The following is a 24,855-nucleotide window of genomic DNA, read 5'->3' as shown; positions in this document are numbered from 1 at the left end:
GTCTAGGTCGTCAGACGGAGCGCAAACGGCTCGCGGGCGGGCGGGCTCGTACCTGCTCGATCGCGGAGGCGACGTCGACGACCTCGACGACGTCCATGCCCGGGGGAGGGGAGGCGTCCGCCAGGGCTCCCTTGGGCACCAGCGCGGTGCGGAAGCCGAGCCGGGCGGCCTCGGTCAGACGGCGGGCCACCCCGACGGCAGGGCGCACCTCGCCGCTCAGACCCACCTCGCCGAGCGCGAGCAGGTCGTGGGCGACCGGCTGCTCGAGGACGGCGCTCGCGATGGCCACGGCGACGGCCAGGTCGCTCGACGGCTCGGTGATCTTCACCCCGCCGACGGTCGAGACGTAGGTGTCGGCCCCGACGATGGGGGCTCCGGCACGCTTGTCGAGCACGGCGATGATCATCGCCACGCGCCCGGAGTCCAGGCCGACGTTGGCCCGGCGCGGCGTCGGGATCTGGGACGGGGTGACCAGGGCCTGGATCTCGACGACGAGCGGCCGTCGCCCCTCGAGCGTGACGGTCGCACAGGTGCCCGGGACGGTGATGTGCCGGCTGGACAGGAAGAGACCGCTGGGGTCGCTCAGCCCGACGATGCCCGTGTCGTGCAGGTCGAAGCAGCCGACCTCGTCGGTGGGGCCGTAGCGGTTCTTCACCGCCCGCACCAGACGCAGCCGGGAGTGCCGGTCGCCGTCGAACTGCACGACGACGTCGACGAGGTGCTCCAGCACGCGCGGGCCGGCGATCGACCCGTCCTTGGTCACGTGGCCGACGAGGAGCATCGCGAAGCCGCCCGTCTTGGCCGCCTGGATGAGCGAGCCGGCGACCTCGCGGACCTGGCCGACGTTGCCGGCGGCGCCGTCGACCTCGCCCGAGGCCACGGTCTGCACCGAGTCGATGACGACGAGGTCCGGCCTCACCTGGTCGATCTGGGCCAGCACCGTCGCCAGGTCGGTCTCGGAGGCGAGGTAGAGCCCGTCGGTGACGGCGCCGATCCGCTCGGCCCGCCCGCGCACCTGCGCCGCGGACTCCTCGCCGCTGATGTAGAGCACGCGCCTGCCCTCGCCGACGCGTGCGGCGACGTCGAGCAGCAGCGTCGACTTGCCGATGCCCGGCTCGCCGGCGACGAGCACGACCGACCCCGGCACGAGCCCACCACCGAGGACGCGGTCGAACTCCGGGACGCCGGAGCTGCGGTGGGCGGCGTGGTCGCCGTCGACCTCACGGATCGGCACGGCCGGCCGCTCCACGCGCGCGGCGGCGAAGGTCCGGGTGGTCGCACCGCCGACCTCCTCGACCGTGCCCCAGGCCTGGCACTCGCCGCAGCGGCCGACCCATTTCACGCTCGTCCAACCGCACTCGCTGCACCGGTGGACGGGTGCCTTCTTGCTCGCCATGCCTCAGAACCTACGCGGCGGGGGCGACAACGGCCGACCGCGTCCGGCCCGGGCAATCACAGGTCGGCGAACACCGCGCCCGGGTTGAGGATCCCGCGGGGGTCCAGCGCGGCCTTGACGGCACGGTGGATGCCACGGTTGCCCTCGTCGAGCTCCCGGGCGAGCCACCCCCGCTTGAGCCGGCCGACGCCGTGCTCGCCGGTGATCGTGCCGCCGAGGTCCAGCCCGAGCCGCATGATGTCGTCGAAGGCCCGGTGCGCCCGGTCCACCTCGTCCGGGTCGGCGGTGGAGAAGAAGATCGACGGGTGCAGGTTGCCGTCGCCGGCGTGGGCGACGGTCGCGATCGTCAGGCCGGTCGCGGCGCGGATGCCGTCGAGGCGCTCGTAGAAGGTCGGCAGCTGCTCCCGCGGGACGCACACGTCGTCGAGGAGCTGCCCGCCCCCGTGGGAGCGGGCGTGGTGCTCGTAGGCCGTCTGCGCCAGGCGGCGGGCGGCCACGAGGGCCTCGTTGTCGGCGGCGTCGTCGGAGAAGGCGACGTCGAGCGCGCCGTGCGAGCGGGCCTGCCCGGTGAAGGCCTCGACCTCCGCCAGGGCGCTCTCCCGGTTGCCCCCGCCGTCGGACTGCATGAGGAGCATCGCGCCGGCGTGCGCGTCCAGGCCGAAGTCGCCGTAGGCGTTGAGCATGTCCAGGCTGGTGCGGTCCAGCGACTCGAGCATCGACGGCTGCGCCCCGGAGGCCATGAAGGCCGACACGGTCGCGGCGCCGGCCCGCTCGTCGGCGAAGGTCGCGACCGCCGTGAGCGGCGGCGGCATGAGCGGCACGAGGCGCAGCGTGATCCCGACGATGACGCCGAGCGTCCCCTCGGACCCGACGAAGAGGCCGCGCAGGTCGAGCCCGGCCACCCCCTTCGCCGTCCTCGCCCCGATCGTGGTCAGGGTGCCGTCGGCGAGCACGACCTCCAGCGCCCGCACGTAGTCGCCGGTCACGCCGTACTTCACGCAGCACAGGCCGCCGGCGTTGGTCGCGACGTTGCCGCCGACGGAGGAGATCGCCACCGAGCCCGGATCGGGCGGGTACGACAGGCCGTGCCGGGCGACGGCGTCCTTGAGGTCCTGGTTGATGATCCCCGGCTCGACCGTGACGGTGCGCTCACCGAGGTCGAGGTCGAGGATCCGCGTCATCGACGCCACGGACAGCAGCAGGCAGCCGGGCACGGCGTTGGCGCCACCGGACAGGCCGGTGCGGGCCCCCTGGGGGACGACGGGGATGCCGTGCCGGGAGGCGAAGCGCATCGTCGCCTGCACGTCCGCCACCGTCCGGGCCCACACCAGGGCCACGGCACCGTCGTGCGGGCAGAAGAGCGCTTCGTCCCGGGAGTGCGCGGCGACCACGTCGGCCTCGGTGGTGACCACCCCGTCGCCCGTCTCCGGGGCGAGCTCACCCCGGACGAGGTCGAGCAGGGCAGCCGGGTCCATCACCCCTCCCGGGCGGCCAGGGTCGCGGGGTGGACGAGCAGCGGCAGCAGGTCCCGGCCCCCGGGCGAAGGGGGGCCCGCTGCCCCCTTCGTCCCGGTCGCCGCAGCCACGAGGGCGAGGTGGGCCTCGCAGCGCTCGGCGAGCTCCGCGTACCCCTGCTCGCCCATGAGCTCGATCAGCCCCGGACGCTCGCTGACGTAGACCGGGTCGGGGGCGGTGTGCGCGTCGGGGCTGCCCGAGCAGTACCAGTCCAGCTCGTGACCGCCCGGGCCCCAGCCGCGGCGGTCGTACTCGCCGATGCTCACCTCGAGGTAGGTGGTCCCGTCGGGCAGCTCGACGTCGCGGTAGGTGCGGCGGATCGGCAGCTGCCAGCACACGTCCGGCTTGGTCGTGTGCGGCTCGACACCGTGGAGGATCGCGTGCTGGTGCAGTGCGCAGCCCGCCCCTGCGGGGAAGCCGGGACGGTTGAAGAAGATGCAGGCCCCGTCGACGACCTTCGTCTTCAGCTCGCCGTCCTCCTTCTCCGTCCACGCCGACCGGCGGGTGGTGCCCGGGTGCAGCTGCCACTCGTCCTCACCGAGCTCGTCGGCGATCGCCTTGACCCGCTTGACGTCGTCCTTGTCGGTGAAGTGCGCCCCGAGCACGCAGCACCCGAAGTCCGGCTCGTCGGAGTTGATGCCGTGGCAGCCGTTGCCGAAGATGCACGTCCACGACGACGTCAGCCACGTCAGGTCGCAGCGGAAGCGCTGCCCCTCCTCGGCCGGGTCGTCGAACTCGACCCAGGTGCGTGCCGTTGCCAGGTCGGTCTCGCCGGGGTGCTGCTCGTTGTCCTGCTCCACGGCGACACCCTAATGGAGCGCAGTCGCGCGACCGCTCGATCTCCTTCGGGGTCTACTGTGGCCCCGTGCGTCTTGGCGTCATCGACATCGGCTCGAACACCGTCCACCTCCTCGTGGTGGACGCCCATCATGGTGCCGCGCCGATCCCGGCCACCAAGCACAAGATGGTGCTGCGGCTCGCCGAGCACGTCGACGCCGAGGGGGCCATCGACGAGTCCGGGGCGGCCGACCTCTCCCGGTTCGTCCACGAGTGCCTCGAGATCGCCGAGGACCAGGGCGTGGAGGAGATCCTCGCCTTCGCCACCAGCGCCATCCGCGAGGCCCCCAACGGGGAGGCCGTCCTCGACCGCGTGCGGGATGAGACCGGCGTGGACCTCGAGGTCCTCGAGGGCGTCGACGAGGCCCGGCTGACCTTCCTCGCCGCCCGGCGCTGGGTGGGGTGGTCCGCCGGGAGGCTGCTCGTCATCGACATCGGTGGCGGCTCCCTCGAGCTCACCCTCGGCGACGACGAGGAGCCCGACGTCGCCAAGTCCCTCCTCCTCGGGGCAGGACGCGTCACCCGGGACCACCTGCCGGGGGACCCCCCGACCCCCGAGGACATCACGGCTGCCCGGCGGAAGGTCCGCGCGATCCTGGCCAAGGAGATTCGTCCCTACGCCAAGGCGGCCTCCCCGGACAGCGTCGTCGGCACGAGCAAGACGATGCGCTCGTTGGCCCGGATCGCCGGGGCCGCCCCGAGCGGTGAGGGTCCCTACGTCCTGCGCACGCTGCACGTGGACGACGTGCGCGAGACGATCGCGAAGGTGGCACCGATGACCGCCGCCGAGCGCGCCACCCTCGCCGGGGTCAGTGCCGCCCGCGCGCAGCAGATCCTCGCTGGCGGGATCGTCGCCGAGGCAGCGATGGACCTGCTCGGTGTCACGGAGCTGACCATCTGCCCCTGGGCGATGCGCGAGGGCGTGCTGCTGCGCTACCTCGACCACATGAGCTGACCCGACAGCCCGCAGAGGAAGGGGATGGTGGCCCGGCTCAGGCCGCCGCCCGGACCATGACGACGACGTTCGGCCGAAGACCAACGAGTCCGGGCGGTGCGCCAAGGGCCGCCGTGCCCTTCCTCTGCGGGCCGCTGGTGTCCGGCTCCCATCACCGCCGGCGCCGTGGACTCAGAGGTCTACGCTCGAGGTATGGCTGACGCACGCCCGGTCCCGGTGGCCCTGTCCACGGCATCCGTGTACCCGGCTGGGACGGCGGCGGCCTTCGAGTACGCGGCCGACCTCGGCTACGACGGCGTCGAGGTCATGGTGTGGAACGACCCGATCTCGCAGAGCGCCAAGGCTCTCAACGCACTCGCGGAGCACCACGGCCTGGACATCGTCTCCATCCACGCGCCGACGCTGCTGCTGACCCAGCGCGTCCTGGGGACGGACGCGTGGGGCAAGGTCGACCGCTCGATCGAGCTGGCCCACGCGGTGGGGGCGCCGACGGTCGTGCTGCACCCGCCCTTCCGCTGGCAGAAGGAGTACGCCCGCAACTTCGCCGACGGCGTCGCCGCGCGCGAGCACGACAGCGACATCGTCCTCGCGGTGGAGAACATGTTCCCGTGGGCGGCCCGGGGCCAGTCGGTGCAGGCGTACCTGCCGCACTGGGACCCGGTGCCCCAGCCGTACGACCACGTGACCGTCGACCTGTCGCACACCGCGACGGCGCGCAGCGATGCCCTGCAGATGGTGCGGGACCTGGCGGAGCGCCTCGCCCACATCCACCTCGCCGACGGGATGCTGACGACGCTGAAGGACGACCACCTCGTCCCCGGTCGGGGGACGCAGCCGTGCGCGGAGGTCCTCGACCACATCACCGGCAGCGGCTTCGCCGGGGCGGTCGTCCTGGAGGTCGGCACCCGTCGGCGCCCGAAGGAGCGCGAGCTCGACCTGCGCGAGTCGCTCGACTTCGCCCGCCACCACCTCGGCCAGGCCGTGCCGGTGACCGACGTCGCCTCGTCATGAGCGCGCGCGGCCGCCGGTCCGGGGGAGGGGACACGCGCGCCGAGATCCTCGACGTGGCCCGCGGCCTCTTCGCCGCGAAGGGGTACGACGGCACCTCGGTCCGTGGTGTCGCCCGCGAGGCCGGGGTGGACCCGGCGCTCGTCCACCACTACTTCGACGGCAAGCCCGGCCTGTTCTCCGAGGTCGTCGGTGTGCCCGCGGGTATCGAGGAGCAGATCACGGCGGCCGTGACCGGTCCGCACGAGGGCGCGGGGGAGCGGGTCGTGCGCACCTTCCTGCGCGTCTGGGACGGCCCGGAGGGGCGGGCCCGGTTCCGGGCGCTCGTGGGTGCCGTGGCCTCCCACGAGGAGGCGGCGCACCTGCTGCGCGACTTCGTCTCCCGCAGCGTCCTCAGGAGCCTGGCGCACATCTTCGGTGACGAGGACGTCCTGCCGGACCTGGCGGTCGCGGCCGTCGGCTCGCAGCTGGTGGGGATGGCGCTGCTGCGGTACCTCCTCGAGGCCCCCCCGATGGCCGACGCCGACCCCGAGGAGATCGTCGCGGTGCTGGCCCCGCCCATCCAGGCGCTGCTCGTCCCCTGATCGCACCCACTGCGACGCAGGGGCGCGACGGGGGTTGCGCGGACCACGGAAGCGGGAGGAGTATTCATCACATGGGGAATTACGTGATCGAGATCGCCGGGCTGACCGTCACCCGGGGCGGGCGGCTGGTCATCCCCGGCCTGGACCTGCGGGTCCCGGCCGGCCAGGTGGTCGGCCTCCTCGGACCCAGCGGGGGAGGCAAGTCGACCGTGATGCGTGCCGTCGTCGGCGTGCAGCGCATCGACGACGGAGACGTCGAGGTCCTCGGCCTGCCGGCCGGCCACCGACGACTGCGCAAGCGGGTCGGGTACGTCACCCAGTCACCGAGCGTCTACGGCGACCTCACCGTCCGGGAGAACGTCACCCACTTCGCCCGGCTGCTCGGGACCGCGGACCCGCAGGCGACCGCCGAGGCCGTGGTGGCGCGCGTGGGCCTGGCCGACCACGCCGACGACCGCACCGACGAGCTCTCCGGCGGACAACGCAGCCGGGCCTCGCTCGCCGCCGCCCTCGTCGGCGACCCCGAGCTGCTCGTCCTCGACGAGCCGACCGTCGGTCTCGACCCGGTGCTTCGGCGCGACTTGTGGGGGCTCTTCCGCCGGCTCGCGCAGGACGGCGTCACGCTGCTCGTCTCCAGCCACGTGATGGACGAGGCCAGCCGGTGCGACCGATTGGTCCTCCTGCGCGAAGGGGTCGTGCTCGCCGACGACACCCCGGCCCGCCTGCTCGAGCGCACCGGCGCCGAGGACGCCGAGGGCGCCTTCCTCGCGCTCGTCGAGGGGGTGGCGGCATGATTCCGCGACTGACGCTCGCGACCGCGGCCCGCGTGCTGCGGCAGGTGCGTCGGGACCACCGCACGCTCGCGCTGCTGGTGGTCATGCCGATCGTGCTGATGGGCCTGCTCGCGTGGATCTACGTCGACAGCCCGATCTTCGACCGCATCGGCCCGGTCCTCGTGGCGATCTTCCCCTTCGTCATCATGTTCGTCGTCACGAGCGTCGCCACCCTCCGCGAGCGCACGAGCGGCACCCTCGAGCGGCTGCTGACCACGCCGCTGGGCAAGGGTGACCTCGTCGTCGGCTACGCCCTCGCCTTCGGCCTCCTGGCCATCATCCAGGGCGCGATCGTCACCGCGATCACGGTGTGGCTCTTCGGGCTGGAGATCGCCGGCGCGCTGACGTGGCTCGTCCTCGTCGTCGTCGGCAGCGGGGTGCTCGGGACGGTGCTGGGGCTCTTCGCCTCGGCCTTCGCCAGCACGGAGTTCCAGGCCGTCCAGCTGATGCCCGCGACGGTCCTGCCGCAGTTCCTGCTGTGCGGTCTCCTCGTGCCCCGCGACCAGCTGCCCCGCACGCTCGAGCTCGTCTCCGACGTCCTGCCGCTGTCCCACGTCGTCGACGCGGCGTACGCCGTGGCGCGCAGCGCCGAGCCGGCTGAGGACCTCGGCCTCCCGCTGCTCGTCATCGCGATCTGGATCGCGGTCGCCCTCGTCCTCGGCAGCCTCACCCTCCGGCGTCGTACCCCATGACCACAGCCGTAGGCTGACGGCGTGAGACGGTTCCTCTTCATCGCCAACTCCTCCGCCGGCACGAGCGACCGAGAGCGCACCGATGCTGCCCTGGGGGTGCTGCGGGAGCACGGTGACGTCGACGTCGTCACCACCGACACCATCGAGGAGCTGACCGAGGCCATCGCCCGGAAGGACGGGCGCGAGATCATCGTCGCGGGTGGCGACGGGACGCTCAACGCCTTCGTCACCGCCCTCTGCCGCGCAGGCCACCTGGGCGAGGACCCGCCGACCGTGGGGCTGCTGCCGATGGGCACGGGTAACGATTTCGCCCGCACCGTCGAGCTGCCCACGGACCCGGCCGAGGCGGCCCGCGTCGTGATCGACAGCCCGGCGCGACCGATCGACGTGCTCATCGACGACGAGGACCGGATCGTCGCCAACGCCGTGCACATCGGCGTCGGGGAGGAGGCCGGTCGCATCGCCGCGCCCTGGAAGGAACGGTTCGGGCCGATCGGGTACGTCATCGGGGGCTTCGCCGCGGGGTTCGGCCAGACCGGGCGGCGATTGAGGGTGGTGGCGGACGGCCAGGTCGTGGCCGACGGCCGGCACCACATCCTGCAGGTCGCCGTGACGATCGGCCAGAGCGTCGGCGGAGGCACCCGGATCGCGCCCGACGCGGCACCGGGTGACGGGCGGGCCGAGCTCGTCATCTCCCGCACGATCTCCCCGAGACGACGCCTGCTCTATGCGGCGACGGTCAACCGGGGGCGCCACACGCGGCTCGACGACGTCGTCTCCATGCGGGCGCAGACGGTGACCGTCACCGGTGTCAACCACGACTTCGGCGCGAACGCCGACGGCGAGGAGCTCGAGCCCCGCCGCGAGCGCACCTGGCGCGTGGTGCCCGGCGCCTACCGGCTGCACACCCCCGCCCCCACGGCGTGGACCCCGTGAGCGCCATGAGTACCGACCGACTGTGGGCGCGCACCCTCGACGCGCTGCTCGCCCCCGGTACCCGTGACCGGGTCGCGGCCTCCCGTCCCGTCGCCGCCGCGCGGGCGCGCTTCGTCGCCGGTGAGGCCACCGACGACGCCGTCGCGGAGGCCCAGCGACTGCGGCGCACCAACCGGCTGGCGGCCCTCCATCCGCTCCTGCCGCCCGCCGACGGTGCGGCCGGGGTCGACGCGACGGTCACCGAGGCGGTCACCGCGATCGAGCGCCTCGCGCCTGTCACCTCCGGGGGCGACTACCGCTCCGAGATCTACCTGGCGCCCGAGCAGCTGGGCATCGGTACCGACGCGGCCCGCGCCACGCGGGCGCTTGCCGAGGTCTGCGCCGCCGGTGACGCGCACCGGGTCGACATCACGCTGCGCTCGGGACCGATCGCTGCCGCCGACGCGACCCTGGACCTCGTGGAGGCCACGCGTACGCTCTACCCGCGCCTCACCGCATCGGTTGTCGCGCGACGCCACCGCAGCGAGGGCGATGTCGCCCGTCTGGCGGCCTCCGGCACGCGGGTGCGTCTCGTGCGTGGGGGAGCGGGTGAGCCCGCCGACGTCAGCTGGCAGGACCCGCACGAGACGGATCTGGCCTTCGTCCGGTGTCTCGCCCACCTCCTCGGCTCGGGCGTGCACACCGTCGTGGGCACGCACGAACCGCTCCTCCTCGACCTCGCGGACGGACTGGCCGACCAGTCCGGTCGTGGCCCCGAGGGGCTGGAGTACCAGTTCTTCCTCGGGGCCCAGCCCGATCTGCAGATGCGCACGGCCGACGCCGGGCACCGCGTGCGCGTGCTCGTGCCCTACGGGCCGCAGTGGCTCGAGTACCTGCACGACCTGGCCCGCCGGCCCTCCGGTGTGCGCCGTCTCGCCGCGGTCCTCACCGGCCTCGGCTGACTAGGCTGGGCCACCCACACCCCCACGACGAGGAGCACGACGGATGACGACGGCGATCTACGGAGTCGGGTCGATGGGCGGGGCCGTCCTCGAGGCGCTCGCGGCCGATGGCGAAGGGGAGGTCCTCGCCGTCGAGAGCAGCGCCGAGCGCGTGGCCCAGCTGCGTGAGAGGTACGCGGACAACCCCGTAGTGGAGGTCGTCGATGCGGCGGAGGCTGCCGGCAGGGCGGACGTCCACCTCGTCCTGATCAAGCCCTACGGTGTGGCGGACCTGCTCGAGGCGATCTCGGCCTCCCTTCGCCCGGACGCGATCGTCGTCTCCATGGCGCTCGGGGTCTCCCTCGCCGACCTGGCCGCCCACCTGCCGGCGGGGACGGCCGCCATCCGGGCGATGCCCAACACCCCCGCCAAGGTCGGTCAGGGCATGACCGTGCTCAGCCCGGCCGAGGACGTCACCGACGAGCAGGTCACCCGGGTGCGCGAGCTGCTCGCACCGACCGGGCGCACGCTCGTGCTGCCGGAGTCCCAGCAGGACGCTGCGACGGCCATGTCCGGGTCCGCACCCGCCTACGTCTACCTCTTCGTCGAGGGACTCGTGGACGCCGGTGTCGCCCAGGGCCTGACGCGCCAGCAGGCGCTGGCGATGGCGACCCAGGCCGTGCGCGGGGCCGGCGCGATGCTCGTCGAGACCGGCGAGGACCCCGCGATCCTGCGCACCCAGGTCACCTCACCCGGGGGATCGACGGCGGCCGCCCTCGCCCGGCTCGAGGCGCACGGGATGCGCCATGCCGTGGCCGACGCGGTGAAGGCCTGCGCGGACCGCTCCGCCGGCCGATGAGCCGGTGCTCGGTCCGCCTCCTCACGGAGGAGGACTGGGAGGTGCTGCGTGCGGTGCGGCTGGCGATGCTCCTGGATGCCCCCGGCGCGTACGGCAGCACCTACGCCCGCGAGGTGGCCTTCACGGAGGAGACCTGGCGCCAGCGCACGGGGCAGGCGGTCTTCCTCGCCGAGCGCGAGGACGGGCTTCCGCTCGGCACGGCGACGCTGCTGCGGCTGGATCCGGGGGACGACCCGGAGATCGTCGCGATGTGGGTCGCCGGCCACGCCCGGGGTACGGGCGTCGCCGACGCGCTCGTGGACGCCTGTCGTGACCGGGCCGTCGCCGAGGGTGCGGAGCGCGTGCGGATGCACGTCATGCTCGACAACCCGCGCGCCGTGGCCTGCTACACCCGCCTGGGGTTCGCTTTCGACGGGGGAGCCAGTGGGGCCGACGGGTGCGCCTGCATGCACTGGCGCCCGAGCGGCGATTCCGCGACCATGAAGGCGAAGAATGCATGAACTGTCACCACGATTCCGAGGACCGGACCCACAATCCGCCCTCGGGGATGAGAGAGTGCAGCCATGAGTGAGATCACTGTGCGCGCGCTGACCGAGGACGAGTGGGAGATCTACCGCACCCTTCGGCTGGAAGCGTTGCAGGAATCTCCCGAGGCGTTCGTCGCCGACCACGCCGACGAGGCCGACCAGCCGGAGGAGTTCTGGCGGGCGCGCATGCGTCGCAGCGCGCGCCTCGTCGCCGAGGTCGACGGTGAGTACGTGGGCGTCGCCAGCCTCGGTGACGCGACGGAGAGCGAGTCGGAGAACGGCGGCCAGCTCTTCGGCCTCTGGGTCAACCCGAAGCTGCGCGGCGCCGGAGTCGCGGCGAACCTCGTGAGCCAGGGCGCCAGGATCGCCGAGGAGCAGGGCTTCGCCCGCCTGTTCTACTGGGTCGGCTCCGACAACGGCCGCGCGGTGGCCTTCGCCTCGAGCTTCGGCTTCCGCCCCACCGACGAGCGTCGCCCGATGCGCGTCGTCGGCGAGAGCGGCCCCGAGGAGGAGATCGCGCTCGTGCTCGCCCTCGGCGAGGACCGCGCCTGAGCGGTGCGACGGGGTTGGACTCGGGTCCTCGCAGGAGCCTAAGCAGTTGCGAGGGCTGGGGTCGAGTCTCCGCAGGAGCCTAAGCAGTTGCGAGGGCTGGTTCGCGTCAGGGGCGTGCGGCCATCCGCTCGATGAGCGAGGTCGGGCCGCTGACGATGATCAGGTCGCCGCTGCGGACCTTCGTGTCCGGCTTGGCGTAGGTGAAGTCCTGACCGGGGGACTTCACGCCGACGACCGTCACGCCGTACTTCTGCCGGATCTGGGTCTGCTCGAGGGTGAACCCGACGGCCTCCTGCGGCGGGGTCATCTTCACGATGGCGAAGCCGTCGTCGAACTCGATGTAGTCCATCAGGCGGCTGCCGATGAGGTGCGCCAGCCGCTGGCCCGACTCGATCTCGGGGGAGAGGACGTGATGGACCCCGATGCGGTTGAGGATGCGGGCGTGGGCCGGTGAGACGGCCTTGGCCCACACCTTGGGCGACTCGTTGTCGATGAGGTTGACGGCCGCGAGCACCGATGCCTCGATGGACGAACCGACCCCCAGCACGCTCGCGGAGAAGGTGTGCGGCTTCAGCTCCTCGATCATCGCGACCGAGGTCGCGTCGCCCTGGACGATCCGGCCGACCCGGCCCAGGAAGGTCTCCGCGAGCATCGGATCGAGCTCCAGCGCGGTGACGCGGTTGCCGAGACGGTGCAGCTCGGTGGCCACGGCGCCGCCGAAGCGGCCCAGGCCGATCACGAGCACGTCCTCGTTGTGCAGTCGGGTGCGGGCCACGAGCTCTCCTCCGGTCGTCGGGTCGTCGTCCGATCACGACCCTAGCCGGGGTACCGTCACTCGCATGAGCACACAGGCGTGCGCCATCTGGGGCGAGGACTTCACGAAGTACGACTTCGGCGTCGGCCACCCGATGGCGCCGGTGCGACTGGACCTCACCGCGCGTCTCTGTCGAGCCCTCGGGGTCTTCGACCACGTCGACGTCATCGACGTCGACATCGCGGGCGACGACGTCCTGGCCACCGTCCACGACCCCCAGTACATCGAGGCCGTCAAGGCGATCTCGGCCGACCCGGACGTCGCCGACGGACGCTGGGGGATCGGGACGGAGGACGTGCCTGCCTTCGCCGGTGTCCACGAGGCGAGCGCCCGCATCGTCGCCGGCTCGGTCGAGGCCGCGCGCCGGGTGTGGACCGGGGAGGTCGAGCACGGCGTCAACTTCACCGGAGGCATGCACCACGCCATGGCGGACCGGGCGGCCGGCTTCTGCATCTACAACGACATCGGCGCCGCGATCCAGTGGCTGCTCGACAACGGCGCCGAGCGGGTCGCCTACGTCGACGTCGACGTCCACCACGGCGACGGTGTCGAGGCGATGTTCTACGACGACCCCCGCGTGCTCACCATCTCGGTGCACGAGTCCGGTCGCACGCTCTTCCCCGGCACCGGCTGGCCCGCGGACACCGGAGGCGTCGGCGCCGAGGGGACCGCGGTCAACGTCGCCCTGCCCCCCGGCGTCGTCGACGGGCCGTGGTTGCGGGCCATCACCTCGGTCGCCATGCCGCTCGTGCGCGCCTTCGAGCCGCAGGTGCTGGTCACCCAGCACGGGTGCGACACCTACCGCGACGACCCACTGGCGCACATGTCGATCTCGCTCGACGCGCAGCGCCAGGCCGCCGTCAACCTCCACCGCCTCGCCCACGAGGTCGCCGAGGGCCGGTGGGTCGCCCTGGGCGGGGGCGGCTACGACCTCACCAACGCCGTCCCCCGGGCCTGGGCCCACCTGACCGCGATCGCCGCCCACCGTCCCGTGCCGGCGGCCACCGAGGTGCCGCAGGAGTGGCGGGACCACTGCGAGCTCGTCGCCGGTCAGCAGGGCCCGGCCACGATGGGGGACCTGCCGGACAAGGATCTGCCGATCTGGGTGCAGCCGTGGGCCATGGGGTACAACCCCCACCACGGTGTCGACCGGGCGATCATGGCCGCCCGCGAGGCGGTCTTCCCCTTCCACGGTCTCGACGTCTGGTTCGACTGAGCCCCGATTTTCCCCCGCCGGGCGGCGTGTCGGATGGACTTTTGGTGATTGCCCTCATGTTCCGTCTTCCCAGCCGCCACATCAGCACCTATGGTGGACATCTGCAAGGGCTCGTCGAGGACTGCTGGCACATCGGCCGGCGGTGCGATCCTGCAGAGATCGAGGTGGTCATGTCGAACGATCTTCTGGGTGAGGTGCGCTTCCTCACCGTGGCTGAGGTCGCGTCGATCATGCGGGTTTCGAAGATGACGGTGTACCGGATGGTGCACAACGGCGATCTTCCGGCCGTTCGTGTCGGCCGCAGCTTCCGCGTCCCCGAGGACGCGGTCCACACGTACCTCGAGACCTCCTTCATCGAGACGGCCTGAGCACAGCCCGACCCCGCGAGGCATGGACCTGTCGGCTGTCCGCGGCCGGGCGGATCCCGCACGCGGGTACGAGCCACCGCTCGCGAGGCGTTAGACTTCCCGCCTGACTCGCATTCGGTGGGGCCTGCCGCAGGGCCGGCATCGCTCGAGCCGTCACCGAAGTCCCGAAGACGACACGAAGGAAGACCGCATGGGTTCTGTCATCAAGAAGCGACGCAAGCGCATGGCGAAGAAGAAGCACCGCAAGCTGCTGCGCAAGACGCGCCACCAGCGTCGCAACAAGAAGTGACCCAGCGCGAGGGGGGCCGCACCGGAGACCGGTGCGGCCCCCTTCGCCGTCCCCGGACCCGGTCCCGCCCCGGGTGCGGGTGATCCCCATCTCCATGGGGCCGTTCCCGGCGCCACGAGTGCGCACTGCTCGTTAGGCTGCGGACAATGCGGCTTCCCGCCGCTGCCGACAGGAGGTGTTCCGTGCCCAGGACCGTGCTCGTGGTGGGTGTCTCCCGCCACCTCGGTGGTGCCTTTGCCCGGCGCCTCAGCCGCGACGAGAGCGTCGAGCGCATCATCGGCGTCGATGTCGTCCCCCCGCGGCACGGCATCGGACGCGCCGAGTTCATGCGCGCGGACATCCGCAGCCCCCTGGTCAGCAGGATCATCTCCGGCAACGACGTCGACACGGTCGTGCACATGGGCGTCATCGCGACTCCCCGCGCCGGCGGCGGACGCTCGACGCAGAAGGAGATCAACGTCATCGGCACGATGCAGCTGCTCGCTGCGTGCCAGCGCGCCGAGTCGGTGACCAAGCTCGTCGTGAAGTCGACGGCGGGCGTCTACGGCTCCAGCCCGCGCGACCCCGCGATGTTCACCGAGGACATGTCGGCGAAGAAGATGCCCGGCTCCGGGTGGGCCCGCGACAGCGTCGAGGTCGAGGGCTACGTCCGCGGTCTCTCCCGGCGGCGCACGGACATGGAGATCACGACGCTGCGCTTCGCCAACGTCATCGGTCCGCGGATCCGCACCGCCTTCACCGACCACTTCTCGCTGCCGGTCATCCCGATCCCCTTCGGCTACGACGCGCGGCTGCAGTTCGTGCACGAGGACGACTGCGTCGCAGCGATGACCCATGCCGTGCACGCACCCGGGCTCGGCCCGGTCAACGTCGCCGGTGACGGGATCATCACCGCCTGCCAGGCCGCCAACATCGCCGGTCGCCCCTACGTGCTCGTGCCGCGGATGACCACCGGGGCGATCGCCGACCTGGCCAAGCGCTTCGGTCTGGTGGACATCGGCTCCGACCAGCTGGACATGATGACCTTCGGCCGCGGGCTGGACACCACCAGGATGCGCGAGGACCTCGGCTTCGAGCCGGTGTACTCCACGCGTGCCGCCTACGAGGACTTTGCCCGGGCGACGAAGGGCCGGGTCATGGACCGCCTGCCCTTCGCCCAGCCCGGATGGACTGCCGTGCAGGCGGCCGAGGCCGCGATGCGCGCGGTGACGCCCACCAGCGAGAGCGAGAAGTGATGGCCGACAGCACCCGACGGTCGACCGCGAAGAAGACGACGTCGTCCGCCCCCGCCGGGAAGTCCGCGAAGAAGGCCGCCGGTACGAGGACGGCTCGCACGTCGCCGACCAAGGCCGCACCCGCGAAGAAGGCCGCCGCGAAGAAGACGTCCTCGACGAAGAAGAAGACGACGTCGCGACCGAGCGCCGTCGCCGCAGCGGCCGACCGCGCCGGTGGCGAGCGTGCCCGCCGGCGCAGCACGCCCCTGATCGGCGCCTCGTCGCCCACCGACACCCCACCCACGGCCGGGGCGAATGGGGCGAAGCTCGCCTCCCGCAAGCCCGCGCTGCGCGTCGTGTCCGGTCCCGACGGGTCCCCGCCCGCGGCCCAACGCTCGTCGACGTCCGGCTCCACGGGCCGGCGCAAGCCCCCGGCCCGTCGCTCCACCTCGACCGCCGCACGGCCCGTGTCCGCGGCACCGACGCCGTCCGCCGGCGCGCGCGACCGCGGCACCGGCGGGACGCCGGACGCCGGCCAGGCCATCGTGCCGGGGCTGGCCGAGCTGCTCTCCGTGCTGCTGTCGGCGGGTCAGCTGACCTCCCGGACCATCGGGCAGGCCGCGGGTGCGGCAGCGGGGCAGGAGTGGGAGCGGCGCTTCGCCGACACGATCGAGTTCCTGCAGCGCCGGGTGCGCGGTGACTACGACGTCGACGACTTCGGCTACGACGAGGACTTCACGACCCACACGGTCTTCCCGGTCCTGCGGTTGCTGAAGGACAAGTGGTTCCGCGTGGAGGTGCGCGGGATCGAGAACATCCCGGACGAGGGCGGTGCGCTGCTCGTCTCCAACCACTCGGGCACGGTCGCGCTCGACTCGGTGATCACCCAGCTCGCGATCCATGACGCCCACCCGCGTGCCCGCTCCCTGCGGATGCTCGGTGCGGACCTGGTCTTCCAGCTGCCCGTCGTCGGGGACTTCGCCCGCAAGACCGGCGCGACCCTCGCCTCCAACGCCGACGCCGAGCGGCTGCTGCGTGGCGGCGAGCTCGTGGGCGTGTGGCCCGAGGGGTTCAAGGGCGTCGGCAAGCCCTTCCGGGAGCGGTACAAGCTGCAGCGCTTCGGCCGGGGCGGCTTCGTCTCCGCGGCGATCCGCTCGGAGGTGCCGATCATCCCGTGCTCGGTCGTCGGTGCCGAGGAGGTCTACCCGATGATCGGCAACATGAAGACGGTGGCGCGCCTCCTCGGGGCGCCGTACGCGCCGATCACCCCGTTCTTCCCCCTGCTCGGTCCGCTGGGGCTGGTCCCCCTCCCGAGCAAGTGGATCATCGAGTTCGGCGAGCCCGTCGACACCGCCTCGCTGGGGCCGGCCGCGGCCGACGACCCGATGCTCGTCTTCGAGCTGACCGACCAGGTGCGCGAGACGATCCAGCAGACGCTCTACTCCGTCCTGGTCACCCGCCGCTCCGTCTTCTTCTAGGAGGATCCGTGCCACTCCCAACGTCTCGCGTGGTGATGATCGGCAAGCCCGGCTGCCATCTGTGCGAGGAGGCCCGCTCGGTCATCGAGCGGGTCGTCGCGGAGACCGGCGACTCCTTCGAGGAGGTCACTCTCGACTCCGACCCGGCCTTCGCCCGGTACGCCGAGGAGATCCCGGTGACCTTCGTCGACGGGCGCCAGCACGACTACTGGCGCGTGGACGAAGGGCGGTTGCGCGCTGCTCTCGGGCGCTGAGTCACCCTCGCCCGGCGCGCTCCGACGCGGTCCGGCGGGTGGGCCGTGACTTTGTGCATTTGTTCACAAGAGCGTAATCTCGAGATGTTCGGTTCTTCGGCGCCGCCCGCCGGAGACCGTGGAGAGGAGCCGTGCCCAACGTGTCCGTCGACCAGGCCGCCAAGCGGGACATCCCCGATGCGACGGTGGCGCGGCTCCCGGGCTATCTGCGCGCACTGGGTCAGCTCGCCGCCGTCGACGTGCTCTCCGTCTCCTCGGAGGAGCTCGCCCACAGCGCGGGTGTCAGCTCGGCCAAGCTGCGCAAGGACCTCAGCCACCTGGGCTCCTACGGGGTGCGCGGCGTGGGCTACGACGTGGCCCACCTGAGCTACCAGATCTCCCGGGCGCTGGGCCTGACCCACGACTGGCCCGTGGTCATCGTGGGCATGGGCAACCTCGGTCGCGCCCTGGCCTCCTACGGCGGCTTCGCGACCAAGGGTTTCCAGGTCGTGGCGTTGCTCGACCGGGACCCCGCCGTGGTCGGCCACAAGGTCGACGACCTCGTCATCCAGCCCATGGCCGCGCTCGAGGCGCTCGTGACACCGGGGGAGGCGTGCATCGGCGTCATCGCCACCCCCGCCGCGTCCGCCCAGCAGGTCGCCGACCTGCTCGTGGCGGCCGGGGCCAGCTCCATCCTCAACTTCGCCGCCACCGCGATCCGGGTCCCCGAAGGGGTGCACATGCGCAAGGTCGATCTCTCCACCGAGCTGCAGATCCTGGCCTTCCACGAGCAACAACGCGTCGGCATCGATTCCGACGAGCTGTTGGAGGGAGCTGGTCGATGAGTCTGCTCAGCTTCGGCTTCAACCACCGCCGCACGCCCATCTCCGTCCTCGAGCGGGCCGCCCTGGACGAGTCCAGCCGCCAGGCCATCGTCGCCACGGCACAGGCCAGCCCGGACATCTCCGAGCTCCTCGTCATCGCCACGTGCAACCGCACCGAGGTCTACGCCGAGGTCTCGGCCTTCCACGGCGCGGTCGCCGACCTCACCGACGCCCTGACGTCGAGCACCTCGATCACCCACGAGGACCTCAAGGAGCACCTCGACCTGCACTACGGCGATGCCGCCGTCGCGCACGTCTTCAACGTCGCCGCGGGGCTGGACTCGATGGCGGTCGGGGAGTCCCAGATCCTCGGCCAGCTGCGCGATGCCCTCGCCCGGGCCCAGGCCGACGGGCACGTGGGCACCCACCTGAACTCCCTCGTCCAGCAGGCACTGCGCACCGGCAAGCAGGTGCACTCGGAGACCGGTCTCGACGAGGTCTCCCGCTCGTTGGTGACCGCGGGGCTGGACTCCGCGGAGCAGCACGTCGGCCGGCTGGCCGACGCCCACGTCCTCGTCATCGGCGCCGGGTCCATGAGTGCGCTGGCGGCGACGACCGCGGTGCGCCGCGGGGTCGCCCGCCTCACCGTCGTCAACCGCACGCACGAGCGCGGCGTCGCCCTGGCGGAGCGGCTCGGGGGCAGCGCCCGGCCCACCGACGAGCTCGGTGACGCCCTCGCGGACGCCGACGTCGTCATCTCCTGCACCGGCTCGACCGGGGTGGCGATCTCCCTCGCCGACGTCGCCGACGCGCAGATCGCGCGCTCCGGCCGCCGGCAGGCCTTCGTCGACCTGGCCCTGCCCCACGACATCGCCCGCGAGGTCGCGGACCTGAGCGAGGTCACGCTCCTCGGTCTCGGTGAGCTCGGCGAGATGCTCGGTGCCGATGGGGCGATGCCGGAGGTCGCGCAGGCCCGCTCCATCGTTGGCGATGCGGTGACCCGTCATCTCGGGGCCAGGGCCGCGAGCATCGCCGCGCCCACCGTGCGCGCCCTGCGCGAGGCGGCGCAGCAGGTCGTCGAGTCCGAGCTGGCCCGGATGGACCAGCGCGTCCCGGACATGTCGGCCGCCGAGCGCGAGGAGGTCGGCCGGGCCGTGCACCGCATCGTGGACAAGCTGCTGCACCAGCCGACCGTGCGGGCCAAGGAGCTCGCCGTCGACGGGCGTCTCGGTGAGTACGAGGACGCCCTGCGCCAGCTGTTCGACCTGCATGCGGAAGGAGGTGCCCTGTGACCACGCTCCGTCTCGGGACCCGTCGCTCGAAGCTCGCCATGACCCAGTCCGGGCACGTCGCCGACGCACTGCGGGCCGAGGGCCACGACGTCGAGATCGTCGAGATCGTCACCGAGGGCGACACCAGTCGCGCCTCGCTGGCCAGCATGGGCGGCCACGGCGTCTTCGCCAGCGCCCTGCGCGAGGCCCTCCTCGCCGGCGAGATCGACATCGCCGTGCACTCGCTCAAGGACCTGCCGACCAGGCCCGAGCCCGGTCTGGTCGTCGCGGCCATCCCGACCCGGGTCGACCCCCGCGACGCCCTGTGCGCCCGCGACGGACTGACCCTCGGCGAGCTCGGCGAGGGAGCGGTCATCGGGACCGGCTCCCCCCGCCGCCGCGCCCAGCTGGCCTGCCTCGGCCGGGGATTCGAGTTCCGCGACATCCGCGGCAACCTCGGTACCCGGCTCGACATGGTCGGCTCCGGCGAGGACCAGCTCGACGCGGTCATCTTGGCCCACGCCGGCCTGACGCGATCGGGTCTGCAGGACCGTGTCACCGAGGTGCTCGAGCCGATCCAGATGATCTGCGCCCCCGGTCAGGGAGCCCTGGCCGTCGAGTGCCGTGAGGAGGACGAGCAGGCGCGCGCCGCCCTTCGCCCGATCGACGACGCCGACGCCCGGGCAGCCACCACCGCCGAGCGCGGTGTCCTGGCCGAGCTCGGGGCCGGCTGCGCCGCACCCGTCGGCGCACTCGCCGAGGTCGTCGAGGACATCGACGGCCCGATCATCTCCCTGCGAGCCGTCGTCGCTGCGACGGACGGCTCCGGGGAGCTGCGCCGGTCCATCACCGGCCCCATCGGGGAGGCGGAGGACCTCGGTCGCCGTCTCGCCCGGACCCTTGTCGCCGACGGCGCGCCCGCGCTCGCCGACCTGTCAGCCACCCACCCCACGACCGCTTCGGAGCATGCCCAGTGACCCCCCAGCGCTCGACCGCAAACGCCACCACCGCAGCACGCCGACCGGCCCGAGTCGCCTTCGTCGGCGCCGGACCGGGTGACGCATCACTGATGACCGTCGCCTCCGTCGAGCTGCTCGCGCGCGCCGATGCCGTCATCACCGACCAGCTGACCAACGAGGAGATCGTCGCCTCGATGACCGGGGAGGACGTCGAGATCGTCGACGCCAGCCACGGTGAGCACGGCCAGCAACTGACCCACGCCTCGCGCGCCAAGCTCGTCGTCAAGACCGCCAAGGCGCACAAGGGCGGCCTCGTCGTGAGACTCATGGACGGCGACCCGGCGACCTTCAACGGCCTCGCCGAGGAGGCCGCCGCCCTCGCCAAGGCGGACATCGACTTCGACGTCGTGCCCGGCGTCTCCGCCGTGAGCGCCGTGCCCTCCTACGCCGGCGTGCCGCTGACGAACCGCTCGACCGGTGCCCTGCACGTCGTGAGCGTCTCCGGGTCCAAGCGCCCGGACCTCTCGGCCTCCGTGCGCGACGACGTCACGCTCGTGCTGCTCGGTCTGCCCGAGCACCTCGTCCCGGCCTTCGCCGACCTGCTGGCCAACGGCCGTGACGGCGACACGCCCGTCGCACTGACCCAGGGTGGGACCACCACCTCGCAGGTCACCCACGGGACGACCCTCGCCGAGGCCGCCGATGCCGTCGTCGGGCTCGAGGTGCCGACGCTGGCGATCGTCGGTCCGACCGTGGCCATGCGCAGCACGCTGTCCTGGTTCGAGACCAAGCCGCTCTACGGCTGGAACGTCCTCATCCCGAGGACGAAGGACCAGGCCGGCCCGATGACCAAGCAGCTGCTCGGCCACGGGGCGACGAGTGAGGTCGTGCCGACGATCAGCGTCGAGCCGCCCCGCACCCCCCAGGCCGTCGAGCGCGCGGTGCGCGGCCTCGTCACGGGCCGCTACCAGTGGATCGGATTCACCTCGGTCAACGCCGTGAAGGCGATCCGGGAGAAGTTCGAGGAGTTCGGCCTGGACGCGCGCGCGTTCTCGGGGCTGAAGATCGCCGCGGTCGGCGGCGTCACGGCCGACGCCCTGCGTGAGTGGGGGATCGAGCCCGACCTCGTGCCGACCGGGGAGATGTCCGCCCGCGGCCTGCTCGAGGAGTGGCCGCCCTACGACGAGGTCCTCGACCCGATCGACCGCGTCTTCCTGCCCCGTGCCGACATCGCGACCGACACCCTCGTGGCCGGCCTGCAGGAGATGGGCTGGCAGGTCGACGACGTCACCGCGTACCGCACGGTGCGTGCCACCCCGCCGCCCGCGCCGACGCGGGACGCGATCAAGCAGGGTGCCTTCGACGCCGTCGTCTTCACCTCCTCCTCCACGGTGCGCAACCTCGTCGGCATCGCCGGCAAGCCGCACCCGTCCACGGTCATCGCCTGCATCGGCCCGGCCACCGTCAAGACCGCGGAGGAGGCCGGCCTGCGGGTCGACGTCATGGCCCCCGAGGCCACCGGCGCGAGCCTCGTCGAGGCCCTGGCCGAGCACGGTCGCAAGCTGGTCACCGCGGCCATCGAAGCGGGTGAGGAGCCCCAGCGCCCGAGTGCCCGCCGCAAGAAGGCGGCGACGCGCCGCACGAAGGCGAAGGGGTGACCCCCGCGTCCCGCGGTCCGAACGGACCCGTCGTGCGGCCGCGGCGACTGCGGGGCAGCGCCCCCCTTCGTCGTCTCGTCGCGGAGACGCGGCTGCACCCGGCCGACCTGGTCCTGCCCGTCTTCGTCCGTGAGGGCGTCGACGCGCCGGTGCCGATCTCCTCCATGCCGGGCACGGTGCAGCACACCGTCGACTCCCTCGTGGAGGAGGCGCGGGTGTGCGTGGCCGCCGGTATCGGCGGGATCATGCTCTTCGGCGTGCCGCAGACCAAGGACGACTGCGGCTCCGGTGCCGATGACCCCGAGGGGATCCTCAACGTCGCCACCCGGGCGGTCGTCGACGCGGTCGGTGACGAGCTCGTCGTCATGACCGACCTGTGCCTCGACGAGTTCACCGACCACGGTCACTGCGGGGTGCTCACGACCGACCGGGCGGGGCGCACGGTGGTGGACAACGACGCCACCCTCACCCGCTACGCGGACATGGCGCTCGCCCAGGCCGCCGCCGGAGCCCACGTCCTCGGCCTCTCCGGGATGATGGACGGGCAGGTCGCCCACGTGCGCGCTGCGCTCGATGCCGCCGGGTACACCGACACCCTCGTGCTCGCCTACGCCGCGAAGTACACCTCCGCGCTGTACGGCCCCTTCCGCGAGGCCGTGCAGTCCTCGCTCACCGGTGACCGGGCGACCTACCAGCAGGACCCGGCCAATGCCGTCGAGGCCCTGCGCGAGGTCGAGCTCGACCTCGCCGAGGGCGCCGACATCGTCATGGTCAAGCCCGCCCAGCCGCACCTGGACGTCCTCGCCGCCACGGCGCAGATCTCCACCGTGCCGGTCGCGGCCTACCAGATCTCCGGTGAGTACGCGCAGATCGTCGCCGCCGCCGACCGCGGCTGGATCGACCGTGACGCCGCCGTGCTCGAGTCGCTCCTCCACATCAAGCGGGCCGGAGCCCAGATGATCCTCACGTACTTCGCACTCGAGGTGGCGGGACGACTGTGAGCGGGACGAACTGGCTGGATGCGCAGCAGCAGCAGCACTGGCGCGCCTACCTGCGCGGCACGCGTCTGCTCGAGCGGGCGCTGGTCGACGACCTGGCGCCGTACAAGATGCAGCTGACCGAGTACGAGCTGCTGTCGATGCTCTCCGAGTCCCCCGGGCAGCGCACCCGCATGTCCCACCTCGCCGACGACATCGTGCAGTCGCGCTCGCGGGTGACCCACACCGCCGCGCGGCTGGAGAAGCGCGGCTGGGTCGAGCGCTGCCGGGCCTCGGACGACGGGCGTGGTGTCGAGATCGTGCTCACCGACGCCGGTCGCACGATCCTCGACGAGCTCGCCGGCGTCCACGTGGAGTCGGTGCGCAAGCACCTCGTCGACGTCCTCACCCCCGAGCAGTTCACCGCGCTGGGCGAGGCGATGGCCGCGGTGCGTGACCGGCTGGCGCCCGAGCACCACGAGATCGGCCTGGACGACCAGGCCTGATCGGGCGAAGGGGGTCGGTCGCCTCCGCCCCCTCCCTCGGCTCGGCCGGGTCGGGGTCGTGGGGGAGACTGGGGCCATGACGCAGACGACGACCCGATCCGAGGCCCTGTTCGACCGCGCCCGCGCCGTGACGCCCGGGGGAGTCAACTCCCCGGTGCGCGCCTTCGGCGGGGTCGGTGGCGTCCCGAGGTTCATCGAGCGAGCCGAGGGAGCTTGGCTGATCGATGTCGACGGCAACCGCTACGTCGACCTCATCTGCTCGTGGGGGCCGATGATCCTCGGTCACGCCCACCCCGACGTCCTCGCGGCCGTGACCGAGGCCGCACAGCGTGGTTTCTCCTTCGGGACGCCGAGCGAGAACGAGGTCGTGCTGGCCGCCGAGGTGGTCGACCGCGTCGAGCCGCTCGAGCAGGTCCGACTCGTCTCCTCCGGGACCGAGGCGACGATGTCGGCCCTGCGCCTCGCGCGGGGAGCGACCGGTCGTTCGGTCATCGTGAAGTTCGCCGGCTGCTACCACGGTCACGTCGACGCCCTTCTCGCGCAGGCCGGTTCGGGGGTGGCGACCTTCGCGCTGCCCGACTCCGCCGGCGTCCCCGCCTCGGCGGCGGGCGAGACGGTCGTGCTGCCCTACAACGATCTCGCCGCCGTCGAGGAGCTCTTCGCCGCCCGGGGTGAGGAGATCGCCGCGGTCATCACCGAGGCGGCACCCGGCAACATGGGCATCGTCCCGCCCGCACCCGGCTTCACGGAGGGGTTGCGTCGGGTGACGGCCGCCCACGGCGCGCTGCTCATCAGCGACGAGGTCATGACCGGCTTCCGCTCCAGCCGGTCGGGCTGGTACGGCCACGAGACCGGCCCCGACGGCGCGCACCCCGGAGGGTACGAGGGGGGCGCGCCCGATCTCTTCACCTTCGGCAAGGTCATGGGTGGTGGCTTCCCGGCCGCGGCCTTCGGCGGTCGGGCCGATCTCATGGCGAAGCTCGCTCCCGAGGGGCCCGTCTACCAGGCCGGGACCCTCTCGGGCAACCCCGTCGCGACGGCTGCCGGGATCGCGACGCTGCGCGCCTGCACCCCGCAGCTCTACCCCCGCCTCGAGGCCACGGCCACTCGCATCGCCGACGCCGCCTCGGCCGCGCTGTCCGCGGAGGGGGTGGCGCACCGCGTCCAGTGGGCCGGGTCGATGTTCTCGATCTTCTTCCGTGACGGCGAGGTGCGGTCCTTCGCCGATGCCCAGCAGCAGGACACGTCGGCGTACGGTCGCTTCTTCCACGCGATGCTCGAGGGTGGTGTGCACCTGCCGCCGAGCGCCTTCGAGGCGTGGTTCGTCTCCGGCGCCCACGACGACACGGCCGTCGAGACGATCCTGGCGGCCCTCCCCGCCGCTGCGAAGGCCGCCGCGGCCGGCTGAGCCGGTTCCCCCTTCGTGCACACGTGG

Annotated in this window: 27 protein-coding genes; 23 read left to right on the top strand and 4 right to left on the bottom strand. The window is 72.4% G+C overall.

Annotation, left to right across the window (positions count from 1 at the left end):
- Nucleotides 1-10: 10 nt before the first annotated feature.
- The 3 genes from radA to O9K63_RS08820 are packed head-to-tail and all read right to left on the bottom strand — an operon-like array spanning nt 11 to nt 3,710.
- On the bottom strand, nt 11-1,396 hold the full coding sequence (gene radA, locus O9K63_RS08830) for a DNA repair protein RadA (RefSeq protein ID WP_277237130.1): 1,386 nt from the start codon (nt 1,394-1,396) through the stop codon (nt 11-13).
- Between the two features lie 56 nt (nt 1,397-1,452).
- A complete protein-coding gene (locus O9K63_RS08825; protein ID WP_277237129.1) occupies nt 1,453-2,871 on the bottom strand; it encodes an FAD-binding oxidoreductase in 1,419 nt (472 codons plus the stop codon).
- Nucleotides 2,871-3,710, bottom strand: coding sequence for a hypothetical protein (locus tag O9K63_RS08820; protein WP_277237127.1), 840 nt, complete (start codon nt 3,708-3,710; stop codon nt 2,871-2,873). Before O9K63_RS08820 ends, O9K63_RS08825 begins: the two co-directional genes overlap by 1 nt.
- A 65-nt stretch (nt 3,711-3,775) precedes the next feature.
- Between O9K63_RS08820 and O9K63_RS08815 the strand changes: the two genes are divergently transcribed.
- The 10 genes from O9K63_RS08815 to O9K63_RS08770 all read left to right on the top strand — a co-directional run bounded on the left by O9K63_RS08815 (nt 3,776) and on the right by O9K63_RS08770 (nt 11,613).
- Complete coding sequence (locus tag O9K63_RS08815; protein ID WP_277237125.1) at nt 3,776-4,702, top strand: Ppx/GppA phosphatase family protein; 927 nt, start codon at nt 3,776-3,778, stop codon at nt 4,700-4,702.
- Between the two features lie 192 nt (nt 4,703-4,894).
- On the top strand, nt 4,895-5,713 hold the full coding sequence (locus tag O9K63_RS08810) for a sugar phosphate isomerase/epimerase family protein (protein ID WP_277237123.1): 819 nt from the start codon (nt 4,895-4,897) through the stop codon (nt 5,711-5,713).
- Complete coding sequence (locus tag O9K63_RS08805; protein ID WP_277237121.1) at nt 5,710-6,294, top strand: TetR family transcriptional regulator; 585 nt, start codon at nt 5,710-5,712, stop codon at nt 6,292-6,294. Before O9K63_RS08810 ends, O9K63_RS08805 begins: the two co-directional genes overlap by 4 nt.
- 71 nt (nt 6,295-6,365) lie before the next feature.
- The gene (locus O9K63_RS08800; protein WP_277237119.1) at nt 6,366-7,088 is read left to right on the top strand and encodes an ABC transporter ATP-binding protein; all 723 of its coding nucleotides are present in this window, start codon (nt 6,366-6,368) and stop codon (nt 7,086-7,088) included.
- Complete coding sequence (locus tag O9K63_RS08795) at nt 7,085-7,819, top strand: ABC transporter permease (protein ID WP_277237117.1); 735 nt, start codon at nt 7,085-7,087, stop codon at nt 7,817-7,819. The genes O9K63_RS08800 and O9K63_RS08795 overlap by 4 nt, the downstream gene beginning before the upstream one ends.
- Before the next feature lie 21 nt (nt 7,820-7,840).
- A complete protein-coding gene (locus O9K63_RS08790; RefSeq protein ID WP_277237115.1) occupies nt 7,841-8,755 on the top strand; it encodes a diacylglycerol/lipid kinase family protein in 915 nt (304 codons plus the stop codon).
- A gap of 5 nt (nt 8,756-8,760) precedes the next feature.
- Nucleotides 8,761-9,696, top strand: a complete 936-nt coding sequence (locus tag O9K63_RS08785) for a hypothetical protein (RefSeq protein ID WP_277237112.1) — start codon at nt 8,761-8,763, stop codon at nt 9,694-9,696.
- Nucleotides 9,697-9,739: 43 nt separating this feature from the next.
- Nucleotides 9,740-10,534 carry a pyrroline-5-carboxylate reductase gene (gene proC, locus O9K63_RS08780; RefSeq protein ID WP_277237110.1) on the top strand — a complete coding sequence of 265 codons (795 nt, stop codon included), beginning with the start codon at nt 9,740-9,742 and terminating at the stop codon, nt 10,532-10,534.
- Nucleotides 10,531-11,034 (top strand): GNAT family N-acetyltransferase, encoded by a 504-nt coding sequence (locus O9K63_RS08775; RefSeq protein ID WP_277237108.1) that lies wholly within the window; start codon nt 10,531-10,533, stop codon nt 11,032-11,034. The genes proC and O9K63_RS08775 overlap by 4 nt, the downstream gene beginning before the upstream one ends.
- 63 nt (nt 11,035-11,097) lie before the next feature.
- Nucleotides 11,098-11,613 (top strand): GNAT family N-acetyltransferase, encoded by a 516-nt coding sequence (locus O9K63_RS08770; protein ID WP_277237106.1) that lies wholly within the window; start codon nt 11,098-11,100, stop codon nt 11,611-11,613.
- A gap of 106 nt (nt 11,614-11,719) precedes the next feature.
- On the opposite strand, the gene O9K63_RS08765 is transcribed toward O9K63_RS08770, so the two are convergent.
- On the bottom strand, nt 11,720-12,388 hold the full coding sequence (locus tag O9K63_RS08765) for a potassium channel family protein (RefSeq protein ID WP_277237104.1): 669 nt from the start codon (nt 12,386-12,388) through the stop codon (nt 11,720-11,722).
- Between the two features lie 64 nt (nt 12,389-12,452).
- Here O9K63_RS08765 and O9K63_RS08760 point away from each other — a divergent pair, with 64 nt between their 5' ends.
- From O9K63_RS08760 to hemL, 13 genes are all read left to right on the top strand, one after another.
- A complete protein-coding gene (locus O9K63_RS08760; protein WP_277237103.1) occupies nt 12,453-13,643 on the top strand; it encodes an acetoin utilization protein AcuC in 1,191 nt (396 codons plus the stop codon).
- 170 nt (nt 13,644-13,813) lie between these two features.
- A complete protein-coding gene (locus O9K63_RS08755; RefSeq protein WP_277242298.1) occupies nt 13,814-14,011 on the top strand; it encodes a helix-turn-helix domain-containing protein in 198 nt (65 codons plus the stop codon).
- A gap of 190 nt (nt 14,012-14,201) precedes the next feature.
- Nucleotides 14,202-14,300, top strand: a complete 99-nt coding sequence (locus tag O9K63_RS08750) for a 30S ribosomal protein bS22 (protein WP_003792170.1) — start codon at nt 14,202-14,204, stop codon at nt 14,298-14,300.
- Between the two features lie 182 nt (nt 14,301-14,482).
- Nucleotides 14,483-15,535 (top strand): NAD-dependent epimerase/dehydratase family protein, encoded by a 1,053-nt coding sequence (locus tag O9K63_RS08745; RefSeq protein WP_277237101.1) that lies wholly within the window; start codon nt 14,483-14,485, stop codon nt 15,533-15,535.
- Nucleotides 15,535-16,992 (top strand): lysophospholipid acyltransferase family protein, encoded by a 1,458-nt coding sequence (locus O9K63_RS08740; protein ID WP_277237099.1) that lies wholly within the window; start codon nt 15,535-15,537, stop codon nt 16,990-16,992. The genes O9K63_RS08745 and O9K63_RS08740 overlap by 1 nt, the downstream gene beginning before the upstream one ends.
- A gap of 8 nt (nt 16,993-17,000) precedes the next feature.
- Nucleotides 17,001-17,246: a glutaredoxin family protein gene (locus O9K63_RS08735; protein ID WP_431190314.1), complete on the top strand. Its 246-nt coding sequence runs from the start codon at nt 17,001-17,003 to the stop codon at nt 17,244-17,246.
- Between the two features lie 140 nt (nt 17,247-17,386).
- Complete coding sequence (locus O9K63_RS08730) at nt 17,387-18,070, top strand: redox-sensing transcriptional repressor Rex (protein WP_277242296.1); 684 nt, start codon at nt 17,387-17,389, stop codon at nt 18,068-18,070.
- Nucleotides 18,067-19,341 (top strand): glutamyl-tRNA reductase, encoded by a 1,275-nt coding sequence (locus tag O9K63_RS08725; RefSeq protein WP_277237097.1) that lies wholly within the window; start codon nt 18,067-18,069, stop codon nt 19,339-19,341. Before O9K63_RS08730 ends, O9K63_RS08725 begins: the two co-directional genes overlap by 4 nt.
- Nucleotides 19,338-20,297: a hydroxymethylbilane synthase gene (hemC, locus tag O9K63_RS08720; protein WP_277237095.1), complete on the top strand. Its 960-nt coding sequence runs from the start codon at nt 19,338-19,340 to the stop codon at nt 20,295-20,297. The genes O9K63_RS08725 and hemC overlap by 4 nt, the downstream gene beginning before the upstream one ends.
- Nucleotides 20,294-21,937, top strand: a complete 1,644-nt coding sequence (locus O9K63_RS08715; protein WP_431190313.1) for a uroporphyrinogen-III synthase — start codon at nt 20,294-20,296, stop codon at nt 21,935-21,937. Before hemC ends, O9K63_RS08715 begins: the two co-directional genes overlap by 4 nt.
- A gap of 32 nt (nt 21,938-21,969) precedes the next feature.
- Nucleotides 21,970-22,938 (top strand): porphobilinogen synthase, encoded by a 969-nt coding sequence (hemB, locus tag O9K63_RS08710; RefSeq protein ID WP_277237092.1) that lies wholly within the window; start codon nt 21,970-21,972, stop codon nt 22,936-22,938.
- A complete protein-coding gene (locus tag O9K63_RS08705; protein WP_277237090.1) occupies nt 22,935-23,420 on the top strand; it encodes a MarR family winged helix-turn-helix transcriptional regulator in 486 nt (161 codons plus the stop codon). The genes hemB and O9K63_RS08705 overlap by 4 nt, the downstream gene beginning before the upstream one ends.
- A 76-nt stretch (nt 23,421-23,496) precedes the next feature.
- The gene (hemL, locus tag O9K63_RS08700; protein ID WP_277237088.1) at nt 23,497-24,828 is read left to right on the top strand and encodes a glutamate-1-semialdehyde 2,1-aminomutase; all 1,332 of its coding nucleotides are present in this window, start codon (nt 23,497-23,499) and stop codon (nt 24,826-24,828) included.
- The last annotated feature ends 27 nt before the right edge of the window (nt 24,829-24,855 follow it).

Source organism: Janibacter cremeus (assembly GCF_029395675.1).
GTDB classification, from domain to species: domain Bacteria; phylum Actinomycetota; class Actinomycetes; order Actinomycetales; family Dermatophilaceae; genus Janibacter; species Janibacter cremeus_A.
The sequence above is the reverse complement of the archived record's forward strand: the minus strand, read 5'-3'. Positions and strand labels throughout refer to the sequence as shown.